The sequence below is a fragment of the Kitasatospora sp. NPDC004240 genome (assembly GCF_053603215.1).
Genome location: NZ_JBSGFD010000029.1, coordinates 1 through 19,779 on the forward strand (window position 1 = coordinate 1; position 19,779 = coordinate 19,779).

The window sequence follows — 19,779 nt, forward strand, 5'->3', positions numbered from 1 at the left end:
CTCCTGGCTTGGACGGTGCAGACGGTTGGCACGGGACTACGAGCGCAAGACCGCGCACGCCGAAGCGATGATCAAGGTTGCGATGATCCGACTCATGGCCGCCCGCCTCGCCGGCGAGGAGGTTGAACCGCGCGGCCCCATCGAGACCGAAGCAGCCCGCCGCCTCGCCGACGACCTCAAGAACCAGTAATCATCCGATTACCCAACACTTTCTTAGGCCCTGTCCGGCCCTAGGACCGGCTCCGACCCGTCGCCGGTGGGGGCGTGGCGGCCGCTCCCACCGGTCACGGCCACGGGCGCCGGATCAGCCGGCCGCGCCCAGGAAGCTCTCCCAGCCGCCCGCCGGCGCCTGCCCCACGTTGAGGGTGCGCAGCTTGCGGAGCATGGACTGGTCCTGGACCTCCAGCCATTCGACCAGCTGCTTGAACGAGACCATCCGGACGTCGGGCTTGTCCGCGATCGCCTTGATCGTCTCCTCCACGGCGTCCATGTAGATCCCGCCGTTCCACTGCTCGAAGTGGTTGCCGATGAACAGTGGTGCCCGGTTGCCGTTGTAGGCCCGGTTGAAGCCGGCCAGGTAGGAGTCCCGGGCCTGGGTGCGCCAGTCGTTGTACTTAGCGGGGTCGCCCTTGGTGCTGCCGGCGGACTGGTTGGCCAGGATGTTGTAGTCCATCGACAGGACCTGGAACGTGTGCCCGGGGAACGGGATGCCCTGCAGGGGGAAGTCCCAGATCTTCCCGTCCTGGACCTTCTGCGGCCAGATCTGCGTCCCGCCGGAGGAGCTCGCGTCGTACTTCCAGCCCAGCTTGACCGCGGTCGGGAGCAGCGCCTTCTGCCCCTCGAGGCACGGGGTCCGGCCGCCGATCAGTTCCTTCTTGTAGTCGAAGGGCAGCGGGTCGACGTCGGTGAACCCGGTGTTGGTGCGCCACTGGGTCACGAAACCTATCGCCTGGTCTATCTCGCTCTGCCAGTCCTCGGGGGTCCACTTGTTGACCCCGTTGCCGTCCGAACGGGTCGAGCAGAAGTGCCCGTTGAAGTGGGTGCCGATCTCGTGGCCGGCCAGCCAGGCCTGGCTGATGAGCTTGAGCGTGCTCTTGACCGCGCCCTCCGACAGGTACGGGATGTCGGAGGCGCCGACCGAGTGCTTCGGCGGGTGGTACAGATCGGCCTTGGGCTTCGGCAGCGCGTAGATGCCGGACAGGAAGAAGGTCATCGACGCCTTGTGCTCCTGGGCGACCTTGAGGAAGCGGGGGAACTGGTTGTCGTCCGTCCCTCCCGCGCCGTCCCAGGAGAAGACCACGAACTGCGGCGGCCGCTCGCCGGGCTTGAGCTTCTCCGCCTTCGGCTGGTTCGGCTGCGGGCCGGTGTCGGAGGTCGATCCGTCACCGATGGGCGTCCCCTTGCCCCCGCCCTTGATCGGGCTGCCGCTCGCGCCCTGGCCGTTGCCGCCGTTCGCCGAGCCGTTGCCCGACTCGGGACCGGATCCGGACCCGCCACTGGAGCAGGCCGCTACCGCTCCGAGTGCCGCAGTCGCGGCGGTGGCTGTGAGCACGGTCCTTCGCGAGATGCCGGTCATGGTCTCCCCTGGTGCCGTTGACCGGGTGGTGGCTGCACCCCAGGGCCACTGGAACGCACCGGTCAAAATCGGGCAAATTGACGAATGATTCGTCGTCAGCATGTCACGCGAACACAGGGGCGACCAAGGCCCCCGCGTTCGCTGACATTCATCACGTCAGGAATGGACACCCGGGCTGCGCGGGTCGGTCGTCTGTTGCCGTCCTGTGACGGATCGCGCCCGTCGAGCGGTCAGGGGCGAACCCGGGGAGAGGCGTGGGCGTGGCCCAGGGCGAACGCGCGGGACGAACGCGCGGCGAGGGCAGCCCGCAGGGGGATGCCGCAGGAGGCCGCGTCAGATGGCCGCGAGCCGCCGGCTTCGGCGGACGATCCGCGCGATCGCGGTGCTGATCACCGTGGCGGCGGTGCAGGAGACCACGAGGCTCAGCCAGGCGGTGTCGAACCAGTGGCTGTTGAGCCAGCCCAGGGTGACGATGTAGGCCGCCCAGATCAGCGCGGCCAGGGCGGACCAGCGCAGGAACCGGAAGGGGTGGGCGGGGGAGTGGCCCATGGCGAGGTCCAGGACGGTGCGTCCGGCCGGGACGAAGCGGGCGATCACCACCATGGCGGCCGTCGCGGCGTTGGTGCGCCCGTCCAGCGCCCGCTGCAACTGGGTCACGCTGGCCGCGAGTTTGGGGCGGTGCTCCAGGCGGCGGCGTACCGAGGGCGCGCCCCGGCGGGCCAGCTGGAGCAGGAGGAGATCGCCGAGGAAGGAGGCCATCGCGACGCCGAGTGCCAGCAGCACCGGTGCGCCGTCGATCTGGGCGGTGTTCAACACGGCCAGGATGACGAGGGTGCCACTGGGGAGGAAGGGGAGGAACGCGTCGCCCAGGACGGCGCAGAGCGCCAGGGCGCAGATCCATGAGGATCCGATCACCATCGCGATGTCCAAGGTCTTCTCCCTCCAGGCTGCCCGGGGGAGCAGGTGGCTGCGGGGGTCAACGCTAGCGCCTCGACTTTTCATGCCATGAAGCACCCCGGTATGCCGCACCTCACAGGGGTGGCCGCTCCGGCCGGCGCCCGCCGGGCGGAGTCGAGGGGGAGGGGCGCGGCTGCGGGAGCCCGTCGTGGCCGCCTCGGCCCGCAATGGCGCGAGCCCCTGGAGCGGGGTGCCGCTCCAGGGGCTCGTGGGGATCGTTCGGCGCTGGTCCAGCCCGACGACCTTGCTGTGGAGTGCGGATCCAGTACGGGATCCGCTCCTGATCGATAGCCTGCCGGACGCGGCCCGCCGACCGCGAGCCCTGAGCCTGGCGACTTCCCGCGCTGGCGTGAAGTCGCCACGCGTGTCCGTCTGCTGGCGCAGAGTCATCCGAACGGTCGGTCGGCGCTCCTCGCGGATCGCTTCCGCCGGCACGCCCGCCGGGAACACGGGCCCCGCGACGCGGTTGTCCTCCGTCGACGAAGCAGCGACGAAACGGCGCGACGACCCGACGCGCGTCGGCGAGGCGGAACGACCGAGCGGCGACAGCGCTCAGCGTCCGGAGACGGCCAGGAGGCAGACGGCATGACCACCGAGGACCAGCAGGAGCAGGGGAACGGCGGACGGCCGACCGGGCCGGGCTTCACCGCGGACGCCATCCGCGGGACGGTCCGGGGCACGGCACCCGCCCCGCTCTCCATCCTCGACCTGGCGACGGTCGGCGCCGGCCGGACGGCGGCCGAGGCGCTGGCCGCCACCACGGCCCTGGCCCGCAGCGCCGAGGAGTGGGGCTACCACCGCTTCTGGGTGGCCGAGCACCACGGGATGCCGGGGGTCGCCAGTTCCACCCCGGCCGTCCTGCTGGCCCACCTGGGCGCCCACACCCGTACGCTGCGGCTCGGTTCGGGCGGGGTGATGCTGCCCAACCACGCGCCGCTGGCGATCGCCGAGCAGTTCGGGCTGCTGGAGGCGCTGCACCCCGGGCGCATCGACCTCGGTCTCGGCCGGGCCCCCGGCACCGACCAGGCCACCGCCCGCGCCCTGCGCCGCGGCCTCACCGAGGGGGCGGAGGACTTCCCGCTGCAGCTGTCCGAGCTCACCCACTTCCTGGACGGCGACTTCCCGGACGGCCACCCGTACGCGCGGCTGACGGCGGTGCCCAAGGGCGACGGACGGCCGCCGGTCTGGCTGCTCGGTTCCTCGGGCTTCAGCGCCCAGCTGGCCGGTCGGCTCGGCCTGCCGTTCGCCTTCGCCCACCACTTCAGCGCGGCCAACACCGTCCCCGCCCTCGACCTCTACCGGTCGAGCTTCCGGCCGTCGTCCGTGCTCGACGAGCCCTACGCGCTGATCGGCGTGAGCGCGGTCGCCGCCGAGGACGAGCCGGCCGCGCGCCGGCTGGCCCGCTCGGCCGCCCTCGGCATGCTCCGGCTGCGCCGCGGCAACCCGGGTCCGATCCCCACCCCGGAGGAGGCCGAGTCCTACCCGTACAGCCCGGTGGAGGCCGACTTCATCGACGACTGGCTGAGCAAGGTGGTCCTCGGCACGCCCGGAGAGGTCGCGGACGGGCTGGAGGCGCTGCGCAAGCGCACCGGCGCGCAGGAGCTGATGGTCACCTCGCACATCCACGGCCACGAGGCCCGGCACCGCTCGTACGGGCTCATCGCGCAGGCGTACGGGCTGACCGGCGGGGCGCCCCGCTGACGTCGGCGGTGGCGGGCGCCCGCCGGCCGGTCAGCGTCCGGCCCGGGCGGTGCGCCCTTCGCGGAGTATCGCGGCGACGAGTTCGGCCTCGCCGGGCCGGGCGAAGTACCAGCCCTGGGCGGTGTCGCAGCCGGTCAGCCGGAGCCGCTCGGCCTGGGCGGCGCTCTCGATGCCCTCGGCGGTGACGGTCAGGCCGAGGGTGTGGGCCAGCTGCACCATCGCGCCCACGATCTGCTCGTCGGCGTCGCTCCGGCGCGACCGGAGCCCTGGCCCGGCGGCAGCCTGAGGGGCAGGGGCAGGGGCGGCAGGAACGGCGGGCGCGGCCGGAGCGGTGGACGGGGCGGGTGCCGCCGGCTCGGCCGCCGTGAGCTCGGCGGGTTGGACGGACTGGACGGACTGGACGGGCTGGGGGCCCGGCGCCGGGTCGCGGAAGCCCTCGATGAACGTCCCGTCGAGCTTGAGGACGTGCACGGGCAGCCGGGAGAGGTAGGCGAGGTTGGAGTAGCCGGTGCCGAAGTCGTCGATGGCGATCCGGACGCCCATGTCGGCCAGCGCCTGCAGGGCCTGGAGGGGACGTCCGCCGGGGCCGAGGAGGGCGCTCTCGGTGATCTCCAGCTGCAGCAGCCGGGCCGGGAGGCCGGTGCTCTCCAGGGCCTGTGCCACGTCGGCGACCACGTCGGAGTCCCAGATCTGGCGGGCGGCCAGGTTGACGCTGACGAAGGCCTCGGTGTCGGGGAACTCGGTCAGCCACCGCTTGGCCTGGCGGCACGATTCTTCGAGCACCCACCGGCCGAGCGGCACGATCGCCCCGGACTCCTCGGCGAGCGGGATGAAGCGGTCCGGCGAGAGGGTGCCGTAGCGGGGGTGGCGCCAGCGGACCAGGGCCTCGGCGCCGTGGACGGCGCCGTCGGCGAGGCCGACCAGGGGCTGGTACTCGATGGTGAACTCGCCGCGTTCCAGGGCGGGGCGCAGTGCCGTGGCGAGCAGCTGGCGGGTCAGCTGGTGGGCGCCGCGGTCCGGGTCGTAGAGGGTCCAACGGGCGCGGCCGTCGGCCTTGGACCAGTAGAGGGTGGCGTCGGCGTCCTTGACCAGGTCGGTGGGCGTGGTGCCGTGGACCGGGCGCTCGACGACACCGACGCTGGCGGTGACCACGAGGCGGTGGCCCGCCACGTCGAAAGGGTGCTCCAGGGCCTCGGTGATGCGGGTCGCCAGTTCGGTCAGCTGCTCGCTGCCGGTGCTGTCGGTCACCAGGACGGCGAACTCGTCGCCGCCCATCCTGGCGACCAGCCGCTCGTCGTCCTCCGGGAACCCGCGCCTGAGGCGGGCGGCGACGGCGATCAGCAGCTGGTCGCCGATGTGGTGGCCGAGGGTCTCGTTGATGGCGGCGAAGCCGTCGAGGTCGAGGTAGCAGAGGCCGACCCGGCGCTCCGCGCCGGAGCGGACCGGGGCCGTCGCGGGAGGCGGAGGCGTCAGGGCCGCAGGGTCCGTCCGGTCGACGGGGAGGCAGGCGGCGTCGAGCCGTTCGAAGAAGAGGGTCCGGTTGGGCAGCCGGGTGAGCGGGTCGTGCAGGGCCTGGTACTCCAGGCGGTCGCCGAGGCGGCGCTGCTCGGAGATGTCCTCGACCATCGCGAGCGTGTAGAGGGGGGTGCCCGCGGCGTCCCGGATCAGGGAGACGGTGACCTTGCCCCAGACGGTGTGGCCGTCGCGGTGCTTGAGCTGCTTCTCGACGCGCAGCCGGTCGCGTTCGCCGCGCAGGAGCTCGCGGTAGAGGCGGCGGGGCATGTCCGCCGGGTCGATGATGTCGTGGAGCGGGGTTCGGACCAGGTCGGCGACCTCGCGGCCGAGCAGCGCGGCGAACGCGGGGTTGACCTCGGTGATGCGGTCCTCAGGGTCGATCAGGGCCATGCCGATGCCGGCGTCGGCGAAGGCGGCCCGGAAGCGGGACTCGCTGGCGCGCAGCGCGGCGAGGAGTTCGTCGGTGTCGTCGGCCAGCGGGCGGGCGCACAGCGGGCAGTTGGCGTGGTCGGCACCGGGCCCCGCGATCATGTCTCCGGGCGTACCCGCCCCGTCAGGGGCGGCAGGGTGGTCGGCCGGACGGGCGGGGGAGAGTCGGGTCCGGAGGCGGTGGAGCTGGTGATCCGGCCGGCCGGCCGGCAGCGAGCCGTCATGCAGCGGCGCGTCGAGCAGGGGCACACCGGGGAGCGGTGCATCGAGCGGCGGCCCGTCGTGCAGCAACGCATCGTGCGGCAACGTGTCGTGACATACAGCATCGTGACGTACACCGTCGTGACGTACGCCATCATGACCTGCGCCGTTATGACCTGCACCGTCGTGTGGTGGGGCGTCGTGGCGCGGTCCCTCGTGCCGCACGCCCGGGTGGTGCGCGTCGGCCCCCTCGCTCTGGCCCGGCACGGCATGCTCCCGTCCGCTGCTGACGCTGATCCGGCTTCGGCCGGTCCCTCCGCAGGGGCGACCGGCCTTCGTGACCCACCGGGCGCGCCCCGTGGGGTGCGCTCCGGGGTGGCCCCGGTGTTCCGCCGCGGCGCGCTCGACGTGGAGCGGCTGGTGGAGAACTGTGAAGAAAAGGGCCGTTGCGGCCGATCATAGGCGGCGGGGGGAACGGGTGTTGACAGCCAGTAGGGTGATTCGTCCTCTTTCGGGCCAAGTGTGGTGGAACATGCGGACGCCCCCGGTGCACATCACACGATGCGCGCCAGGGGCGTGTGCGCCTGCCGTACGCCCCCTGCGCGAGGGCGCACGACCACCTCCGGGAGGCGGACGCCTTCGGGCGTACGCGGTCCGCGAGGTGGCGGTGTGTCAGGCCAGCGAGGCGCTGAGGGTGATGGTGGTGCCGGTCAGGGCCTGGCTGACCGGGCAGTTCGCCTTGGCGTCCTCGGCGGCCTTCACGAAGCCCGCCTCGTCGAGACCGGGGACGTCGCCGACCACGGTGAGGTGGATGCCGGTGATGCCGGTGCCGGGCTGGAAGGTCACATCGGCCTTGGTGTCCAGCTTGGTGGGCGGGGTGCCCGCGCCGGTCAGGCCGTGCGAGAGCGCCATCGAGAAGCAGGCCGAGTGGGCGGCGGCGATGAGCTCCTCCGGGCTGGTCTTGCCGTTGGCGGCCTCGGCCCGGGCGGGCCAGGAGACCGGGTACTCGCCGATGCCGGAGGAGTCGAAGGTCACCTGGCCGGTTCCTTCGAGCAGGTTGCCCTTCCACGCCGTGTGCGCGGTGCGAGTGGTTGCCACGATCGGTGCCTCCGTTACTGAGGGAGTATTGATGCGTCACTTCCGGTCATGCGGGGACCAGCCTACGGGCACGGGGCCGGGACGGATCAGAACCGTGTCCGGATCGTGGACAGGTCGGTCAAATGGTGCGAGGTCGCGCCGGGTGCCCTGTTAGATTTGCCGACCGCCGGGGGAATCGGGGTGCCGACTGCCGACCGGCGAAGAGCCGGATCGTAGAAGACATCGCAGAAGACGCCGAAGAGCCTGACAGCAGTGGAGCCGCCCCGATGACGGATCACCCGACGACGCCCGACGCCGGCCTGCCCGAGGGGATCGACGATGCCGTGCGGGCCGAGCTGACCAGCCTGCGCGAGAGCATCGACAACATCGACGCCGCGGTGGTCCACATGCTGGCGGAGCGGTTCAAGGCGACCCAGCGCGTGGGCCGGCTCAAGGCCGAGCACAAGCTGCCGCCGGCCGACCCGACCCGCGAGCGCGACCAGATCAAGCGTCTGCGGGAGCTGGCCGCCGGGGCGCACCTGGACCCGGTGTTCGCGGAGAAGTTCCTCAACTTCATCATCGCCGAGGTGATCAGGCACCACGAGGCCATCGCCCGCGCCTGACGGGAACGGGACGGGACCGGGCCGGGGCCGCCGCCAGGAGGCGCCGCCGGTGTCAGCCGCAGCTAAATGCCGGATTTCGTGAGGCTTCTCGGTTGGGCTAGCGTGCAGGTTCCCCCAGCCGGAGAGGTGTACCGCGACGATGACGGCGAACCTGCCCGAAACGCACGCCCGGACCAGCCCCTCCGCGGCTCCCGAGGTTGCCGGTACGGGGACCGGAACCGCGGCCGGTGCCGCCACGGGCGGGCGGGCCGCCGCGCGCAGGGCGCGCGGCAAGCAGCGGCGCCGCCGTGGCTCGCGCCGCCCCAGACCGTGGTGGATCGAGGTCCCGGCGATGATCGCGGTCGGGCTGCTGGTCGCCCTGGTGATCAAGACCTGCCTGTTCCAGGTGTTCACGATCCCGTCCGGGTCGATGGAGAACACGCTGCGGATCGGCGACCGGGTCGGGGTGAACAAGCTCGCGCCGTTGACCGGCTGGGAGCCGGAGCGCGGGCAGCCGGTGGTCTTCAAGGACCCGGGTGACTGGCTGCCGCCCCAGCCCGCCGGCGGGAACCCGGTGACCGACGCGGTGGGATCGGTGCTGAGCTTCGTCGGGCTGGTGCCGCCCAAGGACGACAACTACCTGGTGAAGCGGGTCATCGCGACCGGCGGCCAGACCGTGCGCTGCCAGGGCAGCACGCTCACCGTGGACGACGTGAAGGTCGACGAGCCCTACCTCTACCCCGGCGACGACTCCTGCGGCGGGCTCGACTTCGGCCCGGTGACGGTGCCCACGGGGTACGTCTGGGTCGAGGGCGACCACCGCAGCGCCTCCGCCGACTCGCGCTACCACCGGAACGGGCCGGGCGGCGGCGCCGTGCCGGTGGAGAACGTGGTCGGGCCGGTGTCGGCCGTCGTGTGGCCGCTGGGCCACGTGGACTGGTTCGGCTGGGTGGGCCGCTGAGCCGGGCCCACCCCACCTGACCGGCGCCGGACGGGCGGGAGCGATCGGCTGCCCGGTCCCGGCTCCCTGGTCGCAGCTCTCCGGTCGCGGTTCCCCGGTCTCAGTCTCCCGACCGGCGGGCGGCGACGGGTGTCCGCCCGCCGTCCGAAGGCAGCGGGGCGGGCGTCCGCGCCGGGTCCTCGCCCACGGGCCCGCCCTCCTCGGCGCCCCCCGACCGGCCCGCCGGGTCGTCCACGGGCCCGCCCTCCTCGATACCCGCCGATTCGCCCGTCGAGTCGCCCGCCGGCTTGCTCGCCTGGGCGGCGAAGGCGCCGGCCAGGACGAGCAGGCCGCCGGCCATCTGGGGGAGGCCGAGGTGTTCGCCGAGCAGGACCCAGGCGAGGACGGTGGCGACGACGGCCTCCAGGTTGGCCACCACGCCGGCCACCGGCGGCGAGAGGTGGCGGACGGCCACCACGCCGGTGAGGTAGGCGAGCACGGTGGCGACCAGGATCATCCAGGCGGCCGGGATCAGCGCGGGCAGGGAGTGCCCGTTCATGACGGCCTGGCCGGTGAGCGGGCTCCAGTCGGCCTCCCACGGGCGGGTGATCGCCGTGAGCACGACGGAGCCGATCAGCAGGCCGTACGCGCTGACCGCGATGGGGTCGACCGGGCGGTCGCCCCGGCTGCCGGCGTCGGCGAGGACGAAGTAGCCGACCTGGCAGCAGGCGGCGCCGAGGGCGAAGAGCACGCCGAGGGCGTCGAAGCTCAGCCCGTTCCAGACCTCGACCACGCAGGCCAGTCCGGCGACGGCGACGGCGGCGCCGATCGCCGCGCCCCGGGTGATCGGCCTGCGCTGGACGAACTTGACGTACCCGATGAGCAGCGGCGGGCCGAGGTACTCGATCAGCAGGGCGACGCCGACCGGGATGCGGGATATCGCGGCGAAGTAGCAGGCCTGGACGCCGGCCACGGCGAGCAGGCCGAAGCCGAGGAGCAGGCCGGGGCGGCGCAGGACGGCGTGCCGGTGCTTGTAGGCGAGCGGGAGCAGGACCAGGGCGGCGCCGGTCACCCGGAGCCAGACCACGTGCAGTGGCGAGAGCCCGGCCTCGATCAGCGGTTTCGCGGCGGTCCCGGAGCCTCCGAAGGCGAAGGCGGAGACCAGCGCGAGGGTGAGGCCGAGGGATCGGGCCCGGGAGCCGACGAGGGGAGGATTCGCTCTGTGCACCGACGCATTGTGACAGTCGTACCGGTGATTATGTAAGGCGCCATTCCGGCATTTGGTCCTGAGGTGAACTGTCCGCGGCGGCGGGTTCACAGCAGGTCCCCGCACCCTCCGACCAGGCCCGCCCCCCTTCGACCAGGCCCTCCCCGGAGCACCCGGCACCCTCGGGCCCCCGCCCTCCCGGAGCACCCGGCCCCGGACCGCCCGGCGGGACGACGCCCCCGCCCTACGGCGCCCCGACCGCCGCGCCCGTGGGCTGGGGGGCCGTGGTCGGACCGGTGGTCGGGGCCGTGGGCCAGGTGGGCCGGGTGGGCCGGGTCGGGGCGGTCGGCTGCGGGGAGGGGCCGGGGCGGGTCGGCGCGGTGGTCGCGCCGCCGTTCGGGCGGGAGCCGCCGGTGCCCGCGCCCGACGAGCCGCCCGTCCAGCCGTTCGGCCAGCCGCCCGTGCCGCCGGAGGGGGTGCCGGACGGGGCCGGGGCCGACGGCGTGGCCGAGGGGGTGGTCGACGGGGTCGCGGTCGGGGTGGAGGAGTCGGTGTAGGTGTCGGGCTCGGCGGCCGCCACCGACGGGAAGTCCTTGACCGGCTGGCCCTTCAGCGCCGCCTTCATGTAGGCGGTCCAGATCTGTGCGGGGTACTGGCCGCCGGCCGCGCCGTCGATGCCGCCGGTGCCGCTGAGGCTGACCTGGGCGCCGGTGGCCGGGTCCTGGCCGAACAGGGCGACCGAGGTCACCAGCTCGGGCGTGTAGCCGACGAACCAGACCGACTTCTGGTCGTCGGTGGTGCCGGTCTTGCCCGCCGCCGGGCGGCCGAGTGCCTTCGCCCGCCAGCCGGTGCCGCCGGGGTCGCTCACCACGCCCTCCAGCACGGCGGTGACCCGGTTGGCGGTGTCCTCGCCGATCGCCTGGGTGACCTTGCGCTCGGGCAGCGGGAGCTTCTCGCCCTCGCGTTCCACGGACTGCACCAGCCAGGGGGTGATCTGCCGGCCGCCGTTGTCCAGGGTCGCGTAGACGCCGGCCAGGTCGAGCGCGCTGGGGGTGGCGGCGCCGAGCGGGATGGACGGGACCGGGTCGAGGCCGGGGGTGCCGCCGGGGAGGCCGAGCGCGACGGCGGTGTCCCGGACCTTCTGCAGCCCGGTGTCCTGGGCGAGCTGGGCGAAGACCGAGTTCACCGACCAGTCGGTGGCCTGCTGCAGGGTGACCTGGCCGTAGTCCTTGTCGCCCTCGTTCGGCGGCGCGTACGGGACGCCCTTGCCGCCGCGGACCTTGCGGCCGCTGGTGCCGTCGTAGACGGTGCGCGGGGTGACGGTCCGGCCGTCCTGGGTCTTCGCCCCGTTCTCCAGGGCGGCGGCCAGCGCGATCGCCTTGAAGGTGGATCCGGCCTGGTAGTCCCGCCGGGTGGCGTTGTCGATGTAGTGCTTGGTGTAGTCGACGCCGCCGTACAGGGCGACCACGGCGCCGGTCCGCGGGTCGACGGAGACGGCACCGGCCTGGGCGGCGGCGTCCTTCTTCCGGGTGTCCGGCTTGAGGTGGTCGGTGAGCTGGGCCCGTACGGCGTCCTGGAGGGCCTGCTCGCGCGCGGCGTCGACGGTCAGCCTGATGGTGTAGCCGCCCTTGGCGAGCTCCGACTCGTCGATGATCCCGTTGGCGGTGAGGTACTGGGTGGCCGCGTCGACCAGGTAGCCGGCCTGGCCGGACAGGCCCGGGTTGGCCTGCGGGTCCCGCACCTCGGGGAAGGCGGTGGCGGCGCGCTCCTCGGCGGGGAGCCAGCCCTCCTTGACCATGCCGTCCAGGACGTAGTTCCAGCGGTTCACCGCGTTCTGCTTGCCGACCGGGGTGGCGGTGGCCACGTCGTAGGCGCTCGGGGCGTTGAGCAGGGTGGCCAGGTAGGCGCCCTGGGCGGTGTTCAGGGCGGCGGCGTCGACGCCGAAGTACGCCTGGGCGGCGGCCTGGATGCCGTACGCGCCGCGCCCGTAGTAGGAGGTGTTGAGGTAGCCGGCGAGGATCTCGTCCTTGGACTCGGTGGCGTCCACCTTGATGGCTATGAAGAGTTCCTTCACCTTGCGGCTGATGCTCTGCGTCTGGTTCAGGTAGGTGTTCTTCACGTACTGCTGGGTGATGGTGGAGCCGCCCTGGGTGCCCTGGCCCTTGGCGGTGTTCACGGCGGCGCGCAGCAGGCCCTGGACGTTGACGGCGCCCTCGCCGTAGAAGTTGCGGTCCTCGGCGGCGAGTGCGGCGTGCCGGGCGGCGGGGGAGACCTTGTCCAGGGGGACGTTCTGCCGGTTGGTCTGGCCGGTCCGGGCGATCACCGAGCCGTCCTGGTAGAGCCAGGTGTTGCTCTGGGCGGTCGCGGCGGCGTGCGCGTCGGGGACCCTCACCAGGGCGATGCCCAGCGCGAACAGCCCCACGCCGAGCAGCAGGGAGGCTGCGAGGCCGGCCAGGGTCATCCGCCAGGTCGGGACGACCCGGCGCCATCCGGTGCGCCGGGTCCGTCCCGGGCTCCCGCCGGTGACGGAGGGGAGGGCGGAGGAGTACGGGGCGTCGGGTCGCTGGCTGCCGCTCCGGGCGTTACGGGACAAAAGCGGCGGCCTTTCCTGCGGTCGGACGGGGCCGGGCGGGCCCCGTACGGACGGATTGCTCGGGGGTGGACTACCCCGTGCGTCGGCGACCGCCGAGGGCGGTGACCACTGCCGTGCCGGGTACGGGGCGTTCGTCCCGCTTTCCCGGTGTACATCGCCGAACGTGCCATGTGGGCGGGTCTGTGCCGCCCGGGCCCGAAGCGAGACGGACATCACAGGGCATCAGTGGGCATGGCGTGCAAATCGGGCACGCGAGGGCGCAAAAAACCGGAGAGCCCCTCGCTGATGCGAGAGGCCCTCCGTGTCTGTGCGCCGCCAGGGACTCGAACCCCGGACCCGCTGATTAAGAGTCAGCTGCTCTAACCAACTGAGCTAGCGGCGCCTGCTGACCTGGAGAACAATACACGGTTCCGGGGCGGCCTCGTACCACCCGGACGTGAACCGGGCGTTTCCCGCCGCTCTAGGGTGGGAAACGTGCCCAGAACCCGGCTCGCCGTCACCCTCCTGCTGCTGCTCAGCGCGGTGGCGTACACCGCGTGGGTGCTGGAGGTGGTGCTGAGTACTGGCCTCGATCCGGTGCAGGCGTACATCAGCGAGCTCGCCGCGGAGGACCAGCCGCTGGGCGGGCTCTTCCGGGCCACCGACCTGGTCGCCGGCCTCGCCGTGCTCGCCGCCGCCCTGACCGCCCTGGCCTCGCCGGGCACGTCGGCCCCGCCGACCGTCCAGACCCCGGCGGCCATCCGGAGCACGCCGACCGCGCCGACCGCGCCGACCCCGGCGGTGCCGAGGGGGCTCACCGGTGGATGGCGCAGGCCCTGGGCCACGGTCGGCTGGGCGGCGCTCGCGCTGTTCGGCGCCGCCACCGCCGCGGACTCCCGGCTGCCGCTCAGCTGCGCGCCGACCAGCGACGAGGAGTGCGCCGCCCGCGAGACCGCCGGCCTGGTGCCCGCCACCCACACCGCGCACGCCGTGACCAGCAGCCTGGCCATGGCGGGGGCGCTGCTCGCGCTCACCGCGCTCACGGTGGCGGCCCGCCGCTACGGCTGGTGGACGCCGGTGCGCCGGTTCGGGCCGTGGCTGCTGGCCGCCGAACTGCTGGCGACCGGCTGGAGCCTGGCCGCGATCGCCGCCTTCGAGGCCGGCCACGGCAGCTGGTCGCTGGGGGCCGGCCAGCGGCTCCAGGTGCTGTTGGTCGCGTTCTGGCTGGCGCTGCTGGCCCTGGGTGTCTCGGGCGGGGAGGATCCGCCGCGGTCGCTCGTTCACCGGACGGCCGACGGCGACGAGCGGCCCGCCGGCCACCGGGAACACGATGGCTGCGAGGGCCGCGCCGGACACCGGGAGCACGGCAGCGGCGAGGACGGGACCGAGAGGCGGACACCGGCATGATCGGCAGCAGCGCGGACGCCCCCGGCGTGGACGCCGGAGGCCCGGAGACCGCCCCCGGGGCCCGCTGCGTCCTCGTCGACGGCATCCCGCTGCACGTCCGCCGCGAGGGGAGCGGCCCGGTCTGCCTGCTCAGCGGGGGGCTCGGCAGCAGCTGGTTCGACTGGGACCCGGTCCTCCCCTTCCTCACCCCGCACCGCACCGTGATCCGTTTCGACCGCCCCGGGTACGGGCTGAGCGCCCCCGAACCGGCCGGACGCCCGGTGGCGACCGCCGCCGGCGAGGCCGAGCGGATCCGCGGCGTGCTGGACGCGCTGGACGTCCGGGAGCCGGTCACGGTGGCCGGCCACTCGATGGCCGGGTTCCACGTGGAGGCCTTCGCGCGGCTGCATCCGGCGCGGACGGCGGGCCTGGTGCTGCTGGACGGCAGCGTGGAGTCCGCGCCCCGCCCGCTCCCGGCGCCCGGGCTGCGGGACCTCGCGGCCCGTACGGCCGCCGCCGCGGCCACCGCCGTCGCCGTGCCGTACCTGCTGGGGCCGTCCGCGCGCCGACTGGTCGCCAGGGCGGCGACGGTACGGGGGGAGGACCTGGCCCCGGCGCCGCTGGTGCGCCACTGCTACCGGACCGGCCGGTCGCTGCGGGCGCTGCTGCGGGAGAACGCGCGCTACCTCGACATGGCCGCCGAGCTGGACGGGCTGCGCCGGGACGCCCCGCTGTCGGACGGCCTGCCGGTGACCGTGGTCGCGGCCGACGGCGGTGGCGGTGGCCGCCGGACCGCGGACTGGCTCGGCCGTCAGCGGGAGCTCGCGGCCCTGCTCGGCGGGGACTTCCGCACCGCCGTCCCGGCCGGGCACCTGCTGATGTTCGACCGCCCGGACACGGTGGCCTCGGCGATCCTGGACACCCGCTGACCCGATGCCGCCCAGTGCCGGAAACGCCGGGAGCGCCGGAAACGCCGGAAGGCCCTCCGCTCTCGCGAAGGGCCTTCCGGCTGTCTGTGCGCCGCCAGGGACTCGAACCCCGGACCCGCTGATTAAGAGTCAGCTGCTCTAACCAACTGAGCTAGCGGCGCCTGCTGACGTGGAAGACATTACACGGCGCCGAGCCGATTCGCCGAATCGATGGCGGCCCCTCACTCCGGGTGACCGGACCCTCGGGCCTCCGGGTGACCGGGAGCTCAGGCCCTCGGGTAGGCCCCCGGGTGGTGGCAGGCCGCCGCGTGGTCGTCCGTGCCGCCGGGCTCCGGGGCGACCGCCGTGAGCGGCGGTGTCCGCTGCTCGCAGTCCTCGCGGCGCTCGGCGTCCAGGGCGGCGTCGAGGGCGGCGTAGGCCGGGCAGCGGGACCGGAAGGGGCAGCCGGTGTGGCGGCGGGTGGGGGAGGGCGGGTCGCCGGCGAGGAGGGTGCGCACGCGGGCCCGTTCGGCGGCGGGGTCGGGCAGCGGGACGGCGGAGAGCAGCGCCCGGGTGTAGGGGTGGCGGGGGTGGTCGAAGACGGCGGAGACCTCGCCGTGTTCGACCGTCCGGCCGAGGTACATCACGCTGACCCGGTCGGCGAGGTGCCGGACCACCGAGAGGTCGTGCGAGACGAAGAGGTAGGAGAGGCCGAGCTCGGCCTTGAGCGACTGGAGCAGGTTGAGCACCCCGGCCTGGATGGAGACGTCGAGGGCGGAGACCGGTTCGTCCAGGACGAGCAGTCCGGGCCGGACGGCCAGTGCCCGGGCGATCGAGATCCGCTGGCGCTGCCCGCCGGAGAACTGGTGCGGGTAGCGGACGGCGTGGGCCGGGTCGAGGCCGACCTGGCGGAGCAGCTCGGGGACCCTGCGGGCGATCTCCTCGCGCGGGGCGCGCTGGGCGCGCAGCGGTTCGGCGACGATGTCGCCGATCGGCATGCGTGGGTCGAGGCTGGCCATCGGGTCCTGGAAGACGATCTGCAGTTCGGCGCGGAGCCGGTGGGTCTCGGCGCGGGTGAGGCCGACGACGTCCCGGCCGAGCAGCTCGATCCGGCCGGACTCGGGGGCGGTGAGGTTCAGCAGTTCGAAGAGGGTGGTCGACTTGCCGGAGCCGGATTCGCCGACCAGGCCGAGGATCTCGCCCTGACGGACGGACAGCTCGACGCCGTCCACGGCGTACACCTCGCCGACCCGGCGTTTGAGGACGGTGCCCTTGACCAGGGGGAAGGTCTTGGTGAGGCCGGTGACCTCCAGCACCGGGGCGCGTTCGGCGCGGGGGGTGGGCGCGGGGGCGGCGGGCAGGGCGGGGACGGGGTAGACCTCGGCGGGCGCGGGGCGGCGTTCGGCGAGTTCGCCGGCGCGGACGCACGCGGCGAGGTGGGGTCCGGAGTCACCGCCGGGGGCGACCCCGGGAGCGGTCTCCTCCAGCGCGGGTTCGGCGGTGGCGCAGCGCGGTTCGGCGAGCGGGCAGCGGGCGGCGAAGGGGCAGCCGGCGGGCAGGTCGGCCATCGGCGCGGGGGTGCCGGGGATCGGGACCAGCGGGCCGCCCCGGGCGTCCAGCCGGGGGACGGCGCCGATCAGCCCGAGGGTGTACGGGTGGCGGGGGGCCGCGAACAGCTCGTCCACGCCGGCGGTCTCCACGATCCGGCCGGCGTACATCACGGCGACCCGGTCGGCCATGCCGGCGATGACGCCGAGGTCGTGGCTGACCAGGACGAGCGCGGCGCCGGTCTCGCGCCGGGCGGTGCGCAGCACGTCCAGGACCTGGGCCTGGATGGTGACGTCGAGGGCGGTGGTGGGTTCGTCGGCGAGCAGGACGTCGGGGTCGTTGGCGATGGCCATGGCGATCATCGCGCGCTGGCGCATGCCGCCGGAGAACTCGTGCGGGAAGGCGTCCAGGGCCCGGTCGGGGGCGGGGATGCCGACCAGGTCGAGCAGTTCGGCGGCGCGGCGGCGGGCGGTGGCGCGGTCGACGCGCCGGTGGATGCGGACGGCCTCGGCGATCTGGTCGCCGATCCGGTAGACGGGGGTGAAGGCGGAGAGCGGGTCCTGGAAGACCATGGCGATCTCGCGGCCGCGGACGGAGGCGAGTTCGCGGCCGGGCAGGCCGACGAGTTCGCGTCCGTCCAGCCGGACCGAGCCGCGGACCCGCGCGGTGCCGGGGAGCAGGCCGAGGACGGCGAGCGCGGTGACGGACTTGCCGGAGCCGGACTCGCCGACGATGCCGAGGGTCTCGCCGCGCCGCAGGGTGAGGTCGACGCCGCGGACGGCGGGCACCCGGGCGCCGCCGCGCGGCCCGGTGAAGTCGACGTGCAGGTCCCGGACGGCGAGCAGCGGGGTGCCGGCGGCCGGGTGGCCGGCGGCGGGGGTGTCGAGGGTGGTGGTCACGTGCGCTGCTTCCTGAGGGGGAGGGCGGGGTCACCGTCGGAGCGCCGGGACGGCCGGGACGACCCCGACGGCCCGGATGACCCGGACGACCCGGAAGGCCGGGTGCGCCGGGCCCGCCGGGGCCGGCGGGCGGCCTCGGCGGTGGGGTCGAGCGCGTCGCGCAGGCCGTCGCCGATCAGGTTCACGGCGAGGACGAAGAGCACCAGCAGCCCGGCGGCGAAGTAGAAGAGCCAGGGGAAGACCGGTGCCTCGGAGGTGCCGGCGGCGAGCAGGGTGCCGAGCGAGACGTCGGGGGCCTTGACCCCGAAGCCGAAGTAGGAGAGCGCGGTCTCGCTCATCACGGCCCCGCCGACGGCGATGGTGGCGTCGATGATCAGGAAGGAGGCGACGTTGGGCAGGACGTGCCGGGTGATGATCCGCAGCGGGTGCACGCCCATGAACCGCGCGGCGCGCACGAACTCGCGGTCGCGCAGCGAGATGGTCATGGAGCGGACCACCCGGGCGGTGATCATCCAGTTGAACAGGGCGAGCAGCAGGACGAAGGCGATCCAGCCGGTGCTCTTCAGCCGGGGCGAGACGATGGTGATGATCAGGAAGCTGGGGAAGACCAGCATGAGGTCCACCGCGAACATCAGCAGCCGGTCCGGCCAGCCGCCGAAGTAGCCGGCGCAGGCGCCGACCAGCGAGGCCAGCACGGTGGAGAACAGCGCCACCAGCAGGCCGATCACCAGCGACTTCTGCAGGCCGCGCACGGTCTGGGCGAAGACGTCCTGGCCGACCCCGTTGGTGCCGAACCAGTGCTCGGCGGACGGGGGTTGCCGCAGCGCGGTGTAGTCGGGGGCGGCGTAGTCCCAGGGCGTGAGGTACTGGCCGCCGAAGGCGAGGGCGAACAGCAGCAGGACGACGACGGCGCCGGCCACCGCCCAGCGGGCGGCGAGCAGCCGGGCGAGGACGAGCCGGGCGCGCCCGACGGGTCGGGGGGCGGCCGCGGGGGCGGGTCCGGCGGTCTCCGGGAGGACGGCGGTCACGATCGGGCTCCCCCGGGTGCGGTCATGGTCGGGTTCCCTCCGGCGAGGTCGCGGCCGGGTTCCTGCGGTGCGGCCCCTCCGGCGCGGCCGGGCTCCTGCGGTGCGGTCATGTCGGGCGCCCTCCGGTCAGGTCCGCACGCGCGGGTCGAGGGCGGCGTGCAGGGTGTCGGCGAGGAAGCCGGAGGCGAGGACGACCACGGCGGCGAACAGGTTGACCGCGACGACCGAGTTGACGTCCTGTTCGTTGATCGACTGGATGAACCACTCGCCCGTGCCGTGCCAGCCGAAGATGGTCTCGGTGAAGGCGGCGCCGGTGAAGATGCCCAGGAAGCTGTAGGCGAACATCGTCGACATCGGGATGATCGCGGTGCGCAGCCCGTGCTTGAGCAGGGCGCGGCCGCGGGTGAGGCCCTTGGCCTCGGCGGTGCGCAGGTAGTCGGAGCCGAGCACGTCGAGCATGGTGCCGCGCTGGTAGCGGCTGTAGGTGGCGAGGCCGCCGAGGGCCAGCGAGAGGGTGGGCAGCAGCAGGTGCAGCGCCCAGTCGGCCAGGTGGGCGCCGGGGCCGCCGGTGAGGCCGGGGGTCTCGTAGCCGGTGAAGGGGATGACCTCGTGGCCGGCGACGTCCTTGGCGGCGATGGCGCCGTTCTTGAGGAAGAGGGCGACCAGGAAGACCGGGGTGGAGAGCAGGACGAAGGAGAAGACGGTGAGGGCCCGGTCGGAGAGGCGGTACTGGCGCACCGCGCTCCAGGCGCCGGCGGCGACGCCGAGCAGCATGCCGAGCAGGGAGCCGATCAGCAGCAGCCGCAGGGAGACCCCGACCCGGCGGCCGAAGTCGTCGGCGACCGGGGTGTCGTGGATGGTGCGGCCGAGGTCGCCGTGGAGCACCAGGTCGCCGGCCCAGCGGCCGAAGCGTTCGACGACCGGGGTGTGGTCGTTGAGGTTGAGCGCGGTGAGCTGGCGTTCCACGGAGGCGGCGGCCGGGCGGGGCACCTTGGCCTCGAAGTAGGTGCGCGGCTGGAGCGCGGAGGCGGAGAGGGCGTACGCCAGGAACACGGCGGCGACCAGCAGGACCGCGTAGTAGGCGAGGCGTTTCGCCAGGTAGCGCAGCATCAGCGGCCGCCCGGGACGGGGGCGGGACCGACGCGTCTGGTGGGCATCGGATGGTGGCCTTCGGTCGGGGGCCCGTACGGCGTTCCGGGTGGGTGTTCCGGACGCCGGATCGGGCGGTGAGGG

Annotated in this window: 15 protein-coding genes, 2 tRNA genes and 1 pseudogene; 7 read left to right on the forward strand and 11 right to left on the reverse strand. The window is 73.8% G+C overall.

Annotated elements, in window-relative coordinates; all coding sequences use genetic code 11:
• Positions 1 to 190 (forward strand): annotated as a pseudogene (locus tag ACWEQL_RS10550) (hypothetical protein); the annotation flags it as partial.
• A 114-nt stretch (positions 191 to 304) separates the two neighbouring features.
• Here the strand turns inward: ACWEQL_RS10550 and ACWEQL_RS10555 are convergent.
• Both ACWEQL_RS10555 and ACWEQL_RS10560 read right to left on the reverse strand, forming a co-directional pair.
• The gene (locus ACWEQL_RS10555; protein ID WP_452149821.1) at positions 305 to 1,576 is read right to left on the reverse strand and encodes a hypothetical protein; all 1,272 of its coding nucleotides are present in this window, start codon (positions 1,574 to 1,576) and stop codon (positions 305 to 307) included.
• Between the two features lie 333 nt (positions 1,577 to 1,909).
• On the reverse strand, positions 1,910 to 2,506 hold the full coding sequence (locus tag ACWEQL_RS10560) for a DedA family protein (RefSeq protein ID WP_452149822.1): 597 nt from the start codon (positions 2,504 to 2,506) through the stop codon (positions 1,910 to 1,912).
• Positions 2,507 to 3,118: 612 nt separating this feature from the next.
• Here ACWEQL_RS10560 and ACWEQL_RS10565 point away from each other — a divergent pair.
• Positions 3,119 to 4,234, forward strand: a complete 1,116-nt coding sequence (locus tag ACWEQL_RS10565) for an LLM class flavin-dependent oxidoreductase (RefSeq protein WP_452149823.1) — start codon at positions 3,119 to 3,121, stop codon at positions 4,232 to 4,234.
• A 30-nt stretch (positions 4,235 to 4,264) separates the two neighbouring features.
• On the opposite strand, the gene ACWEQL_RS10570 is transcribed toward ACWEQL_RS10565, so the two are convergent.
• Entirely contained in the window at positions 4,265 to 6,280 is a 2,016-nt protein-coding gene (locus ACWEQL_RS10570) for a putative bifunctional diguanylate cyclase/phosphodiesterase (protein WP_452149824.1), read from the reverse strand.
• 78 nt (positions 6,281 to 6,358) lie between these two features.
• On the opposite strand from ACWEQL_RS10570, the gene ACWEQL_RS10575 reads away from it, so the two are divergent.
• The gene (locus ACWEQL_RS10575; protein WP_452149825.1) at positions 6,359 to 6,841 is read left to right on the forward strand and encodes a hypothetical protein; all 483 of its coding nucleotides are present in this window, start codon (positions 6,359 to 6,361) and stop codon (positions 6,839 to 6,841) included.
• A gap of 210 nt (positions 6,842 to 7,051) precedes the next feature.
• On the opposite strand, the gene ACWEQL_RS10580 is transcribed toward ACWEQL_RS10575, so the two are convergent.
• Positions 7,052 to 7,477, reverse strand: coding sequence for an OsmC family protein (locus ACWEQL_RS10580; protein ID WP_452149826.1), 426 nt, complete (start codon positions 7,475 to 7,477; stop codon positions 7,052 to 7,054).
• Positions 7,478 to 7,743: 266 nt separating this feature from the next.
• Here ACWEQL_RS10580 and ACWEQL_RS10585 point away from each other — a divergent pair, with 266 nt between their 5' ends.
• Both ACWEQL_RS10585 and lepB read left to right on the forward strand, forming a co-directional pair.
• Positions 7,744 to 8,079, forward strand: coding sequence for a chorismate mutase (locus ACWEQL_RS10585; RefSeq protein ID WP_452149827.1), 336 nt, complete (start codon positions 7,744 to 7,746; stop codon positions 8,077 to 8,079).
• A gap of 139 nt (positions 8,080 to 8,218) precedes the next feature.
• A complete protein-coding gene (gene lepB / locus ACWEQL_RS10590; protein WP_452149828.1) occupies positions 8,219 to 9,019 on the forward strand; it encodes a signal peptidase I in 801 nt (266 codons plus the stop codon).
• Positions 9,020 to 9,119: 100 nt separating this feature from the next.
• Here the strand turns inward: lepB and ACWEQL_RS10595 are convergent, their stop codons facing one another.
• From ACWEQL_RS10595 to ACWEQL_RS10605, 3 genes are all read right to left on the reverse strand, one after another.
• Positions 9,120 to 10,226 (reverse strand): EamA family transporter, encoded by a 1,107-nt coding sequence (locus ACWEQL_RS10595; RefSeq protein ID WP_452149829.1) that lies wholly within the window; start codon positions 10,224 to 10,226, stop codon positions 9,120 to 9,122.
• Positions 10,227 to 10,449: 223 nt separating this feature from the next.
• Entirely contained in the window at positions 10,450 to 12,798 is a 2,349-nt protein-coding gene (locus ACWEQL_RS10600; RefSeq protein WP_452149830.1) for a transglycosylase domain-containing protein, read from the reverse strand.
• Positions 12,799 to 13,106: 308 nt separating this feature from the next.
• Positions 13,107 to 13,180: transfer RNA gene (locus tag ACWEQL_RS10605), tRNA-Lys, on the reverse strand.
• Positions 13,181 to 13,272: 92 nt separating this feature from the next.
• On the opposite strand from ACWEQL_RS10605, the gene ACWEQL_RS10610 reads away from it, so the two are divergent.
• Entirely contained in the window at positions 13,273 to 14,184 is a 912-nt protein-coding gene (locus ACWEQL_RS10610) for a DUF998 domain-containing protein (protein WP_452149831.1), read from the forward strand.
• Entirely contained in the window at positions 14,181 to 15,092 is a 912-nt protein-coding gene (locus tag ACWEQL_RS10615) for an alpha/beta fold hydrolase (RefSeq protein ID WP_452149832.1), read from the forward strand. Before ACWEQL_RS10610 ends, ACWEQL_RS10615 begins: the two co-directional genes overlap by 4 nt.
• Positions 15,093 to 15,179: 87 nt before the next feature.
• Here the strand turns inward: ACWEQL_RS10615 and ACWEQL_RS10620 are convergent.
• The 4 genes from ACWEQL_RS10620 to ACWEQL_RS10635 all read right to left on the reverse strand — a co-directional run bounded on the left by ACWEQL_RS10620 (position 15,180) and on the right by ACWEQL_RS10635 (position 19,656).
• Positions 15,180 to 15,253: transfer RNA gene (locus ACWEQL_RS10620), tRNA-Lys, on the reverse strand.
• A 105-nt stretch (positions 15,254 to 15,358) separates the two neighbouring features.
• Positions 15,359 to 17,518, reverse strand: a complete 2,160-nt coding sequence (locus ACWEQL_RS10625) for a dipeptide ABC transporter ATP-binding protein (protein ID WP_452149833.1) — start codon at positions 17,516 to 17,518, stop codon at positions 15,359 to 15,361.
• Complete coding sequence (locus tag ACWEQL_RS10630) at positions 17,515 to 18,549, reverse strand: ABC transporter permease (RefSeq protein ID WP_452149873.1); 1,035 nt, start codon at positions 18,547 to 18,549, stop codon at positions 17,515 to 17,517. The genes ACWEQL_RS10625 and ACWEQL_RS10630 overlap by 4 nt, the downstream gene beginning before the upstream one ends.
• Positions 18,550 to 18,672: 123 nt before the next feature.
• Positions 18,673 to 19,656: an ABC transporter permease gene (locus ACWEQL_RS10635; RefSeq protein ID WP_452149834.1), complete on the reverse strand. Its 984-nt coding sequence runs from the start codon at positions 19,654 to 19,656 to the stop codon at positions 18,673 to 18,675.
• Positions 19,657 to 19,779: the final 123 nt, after the last annotated feature.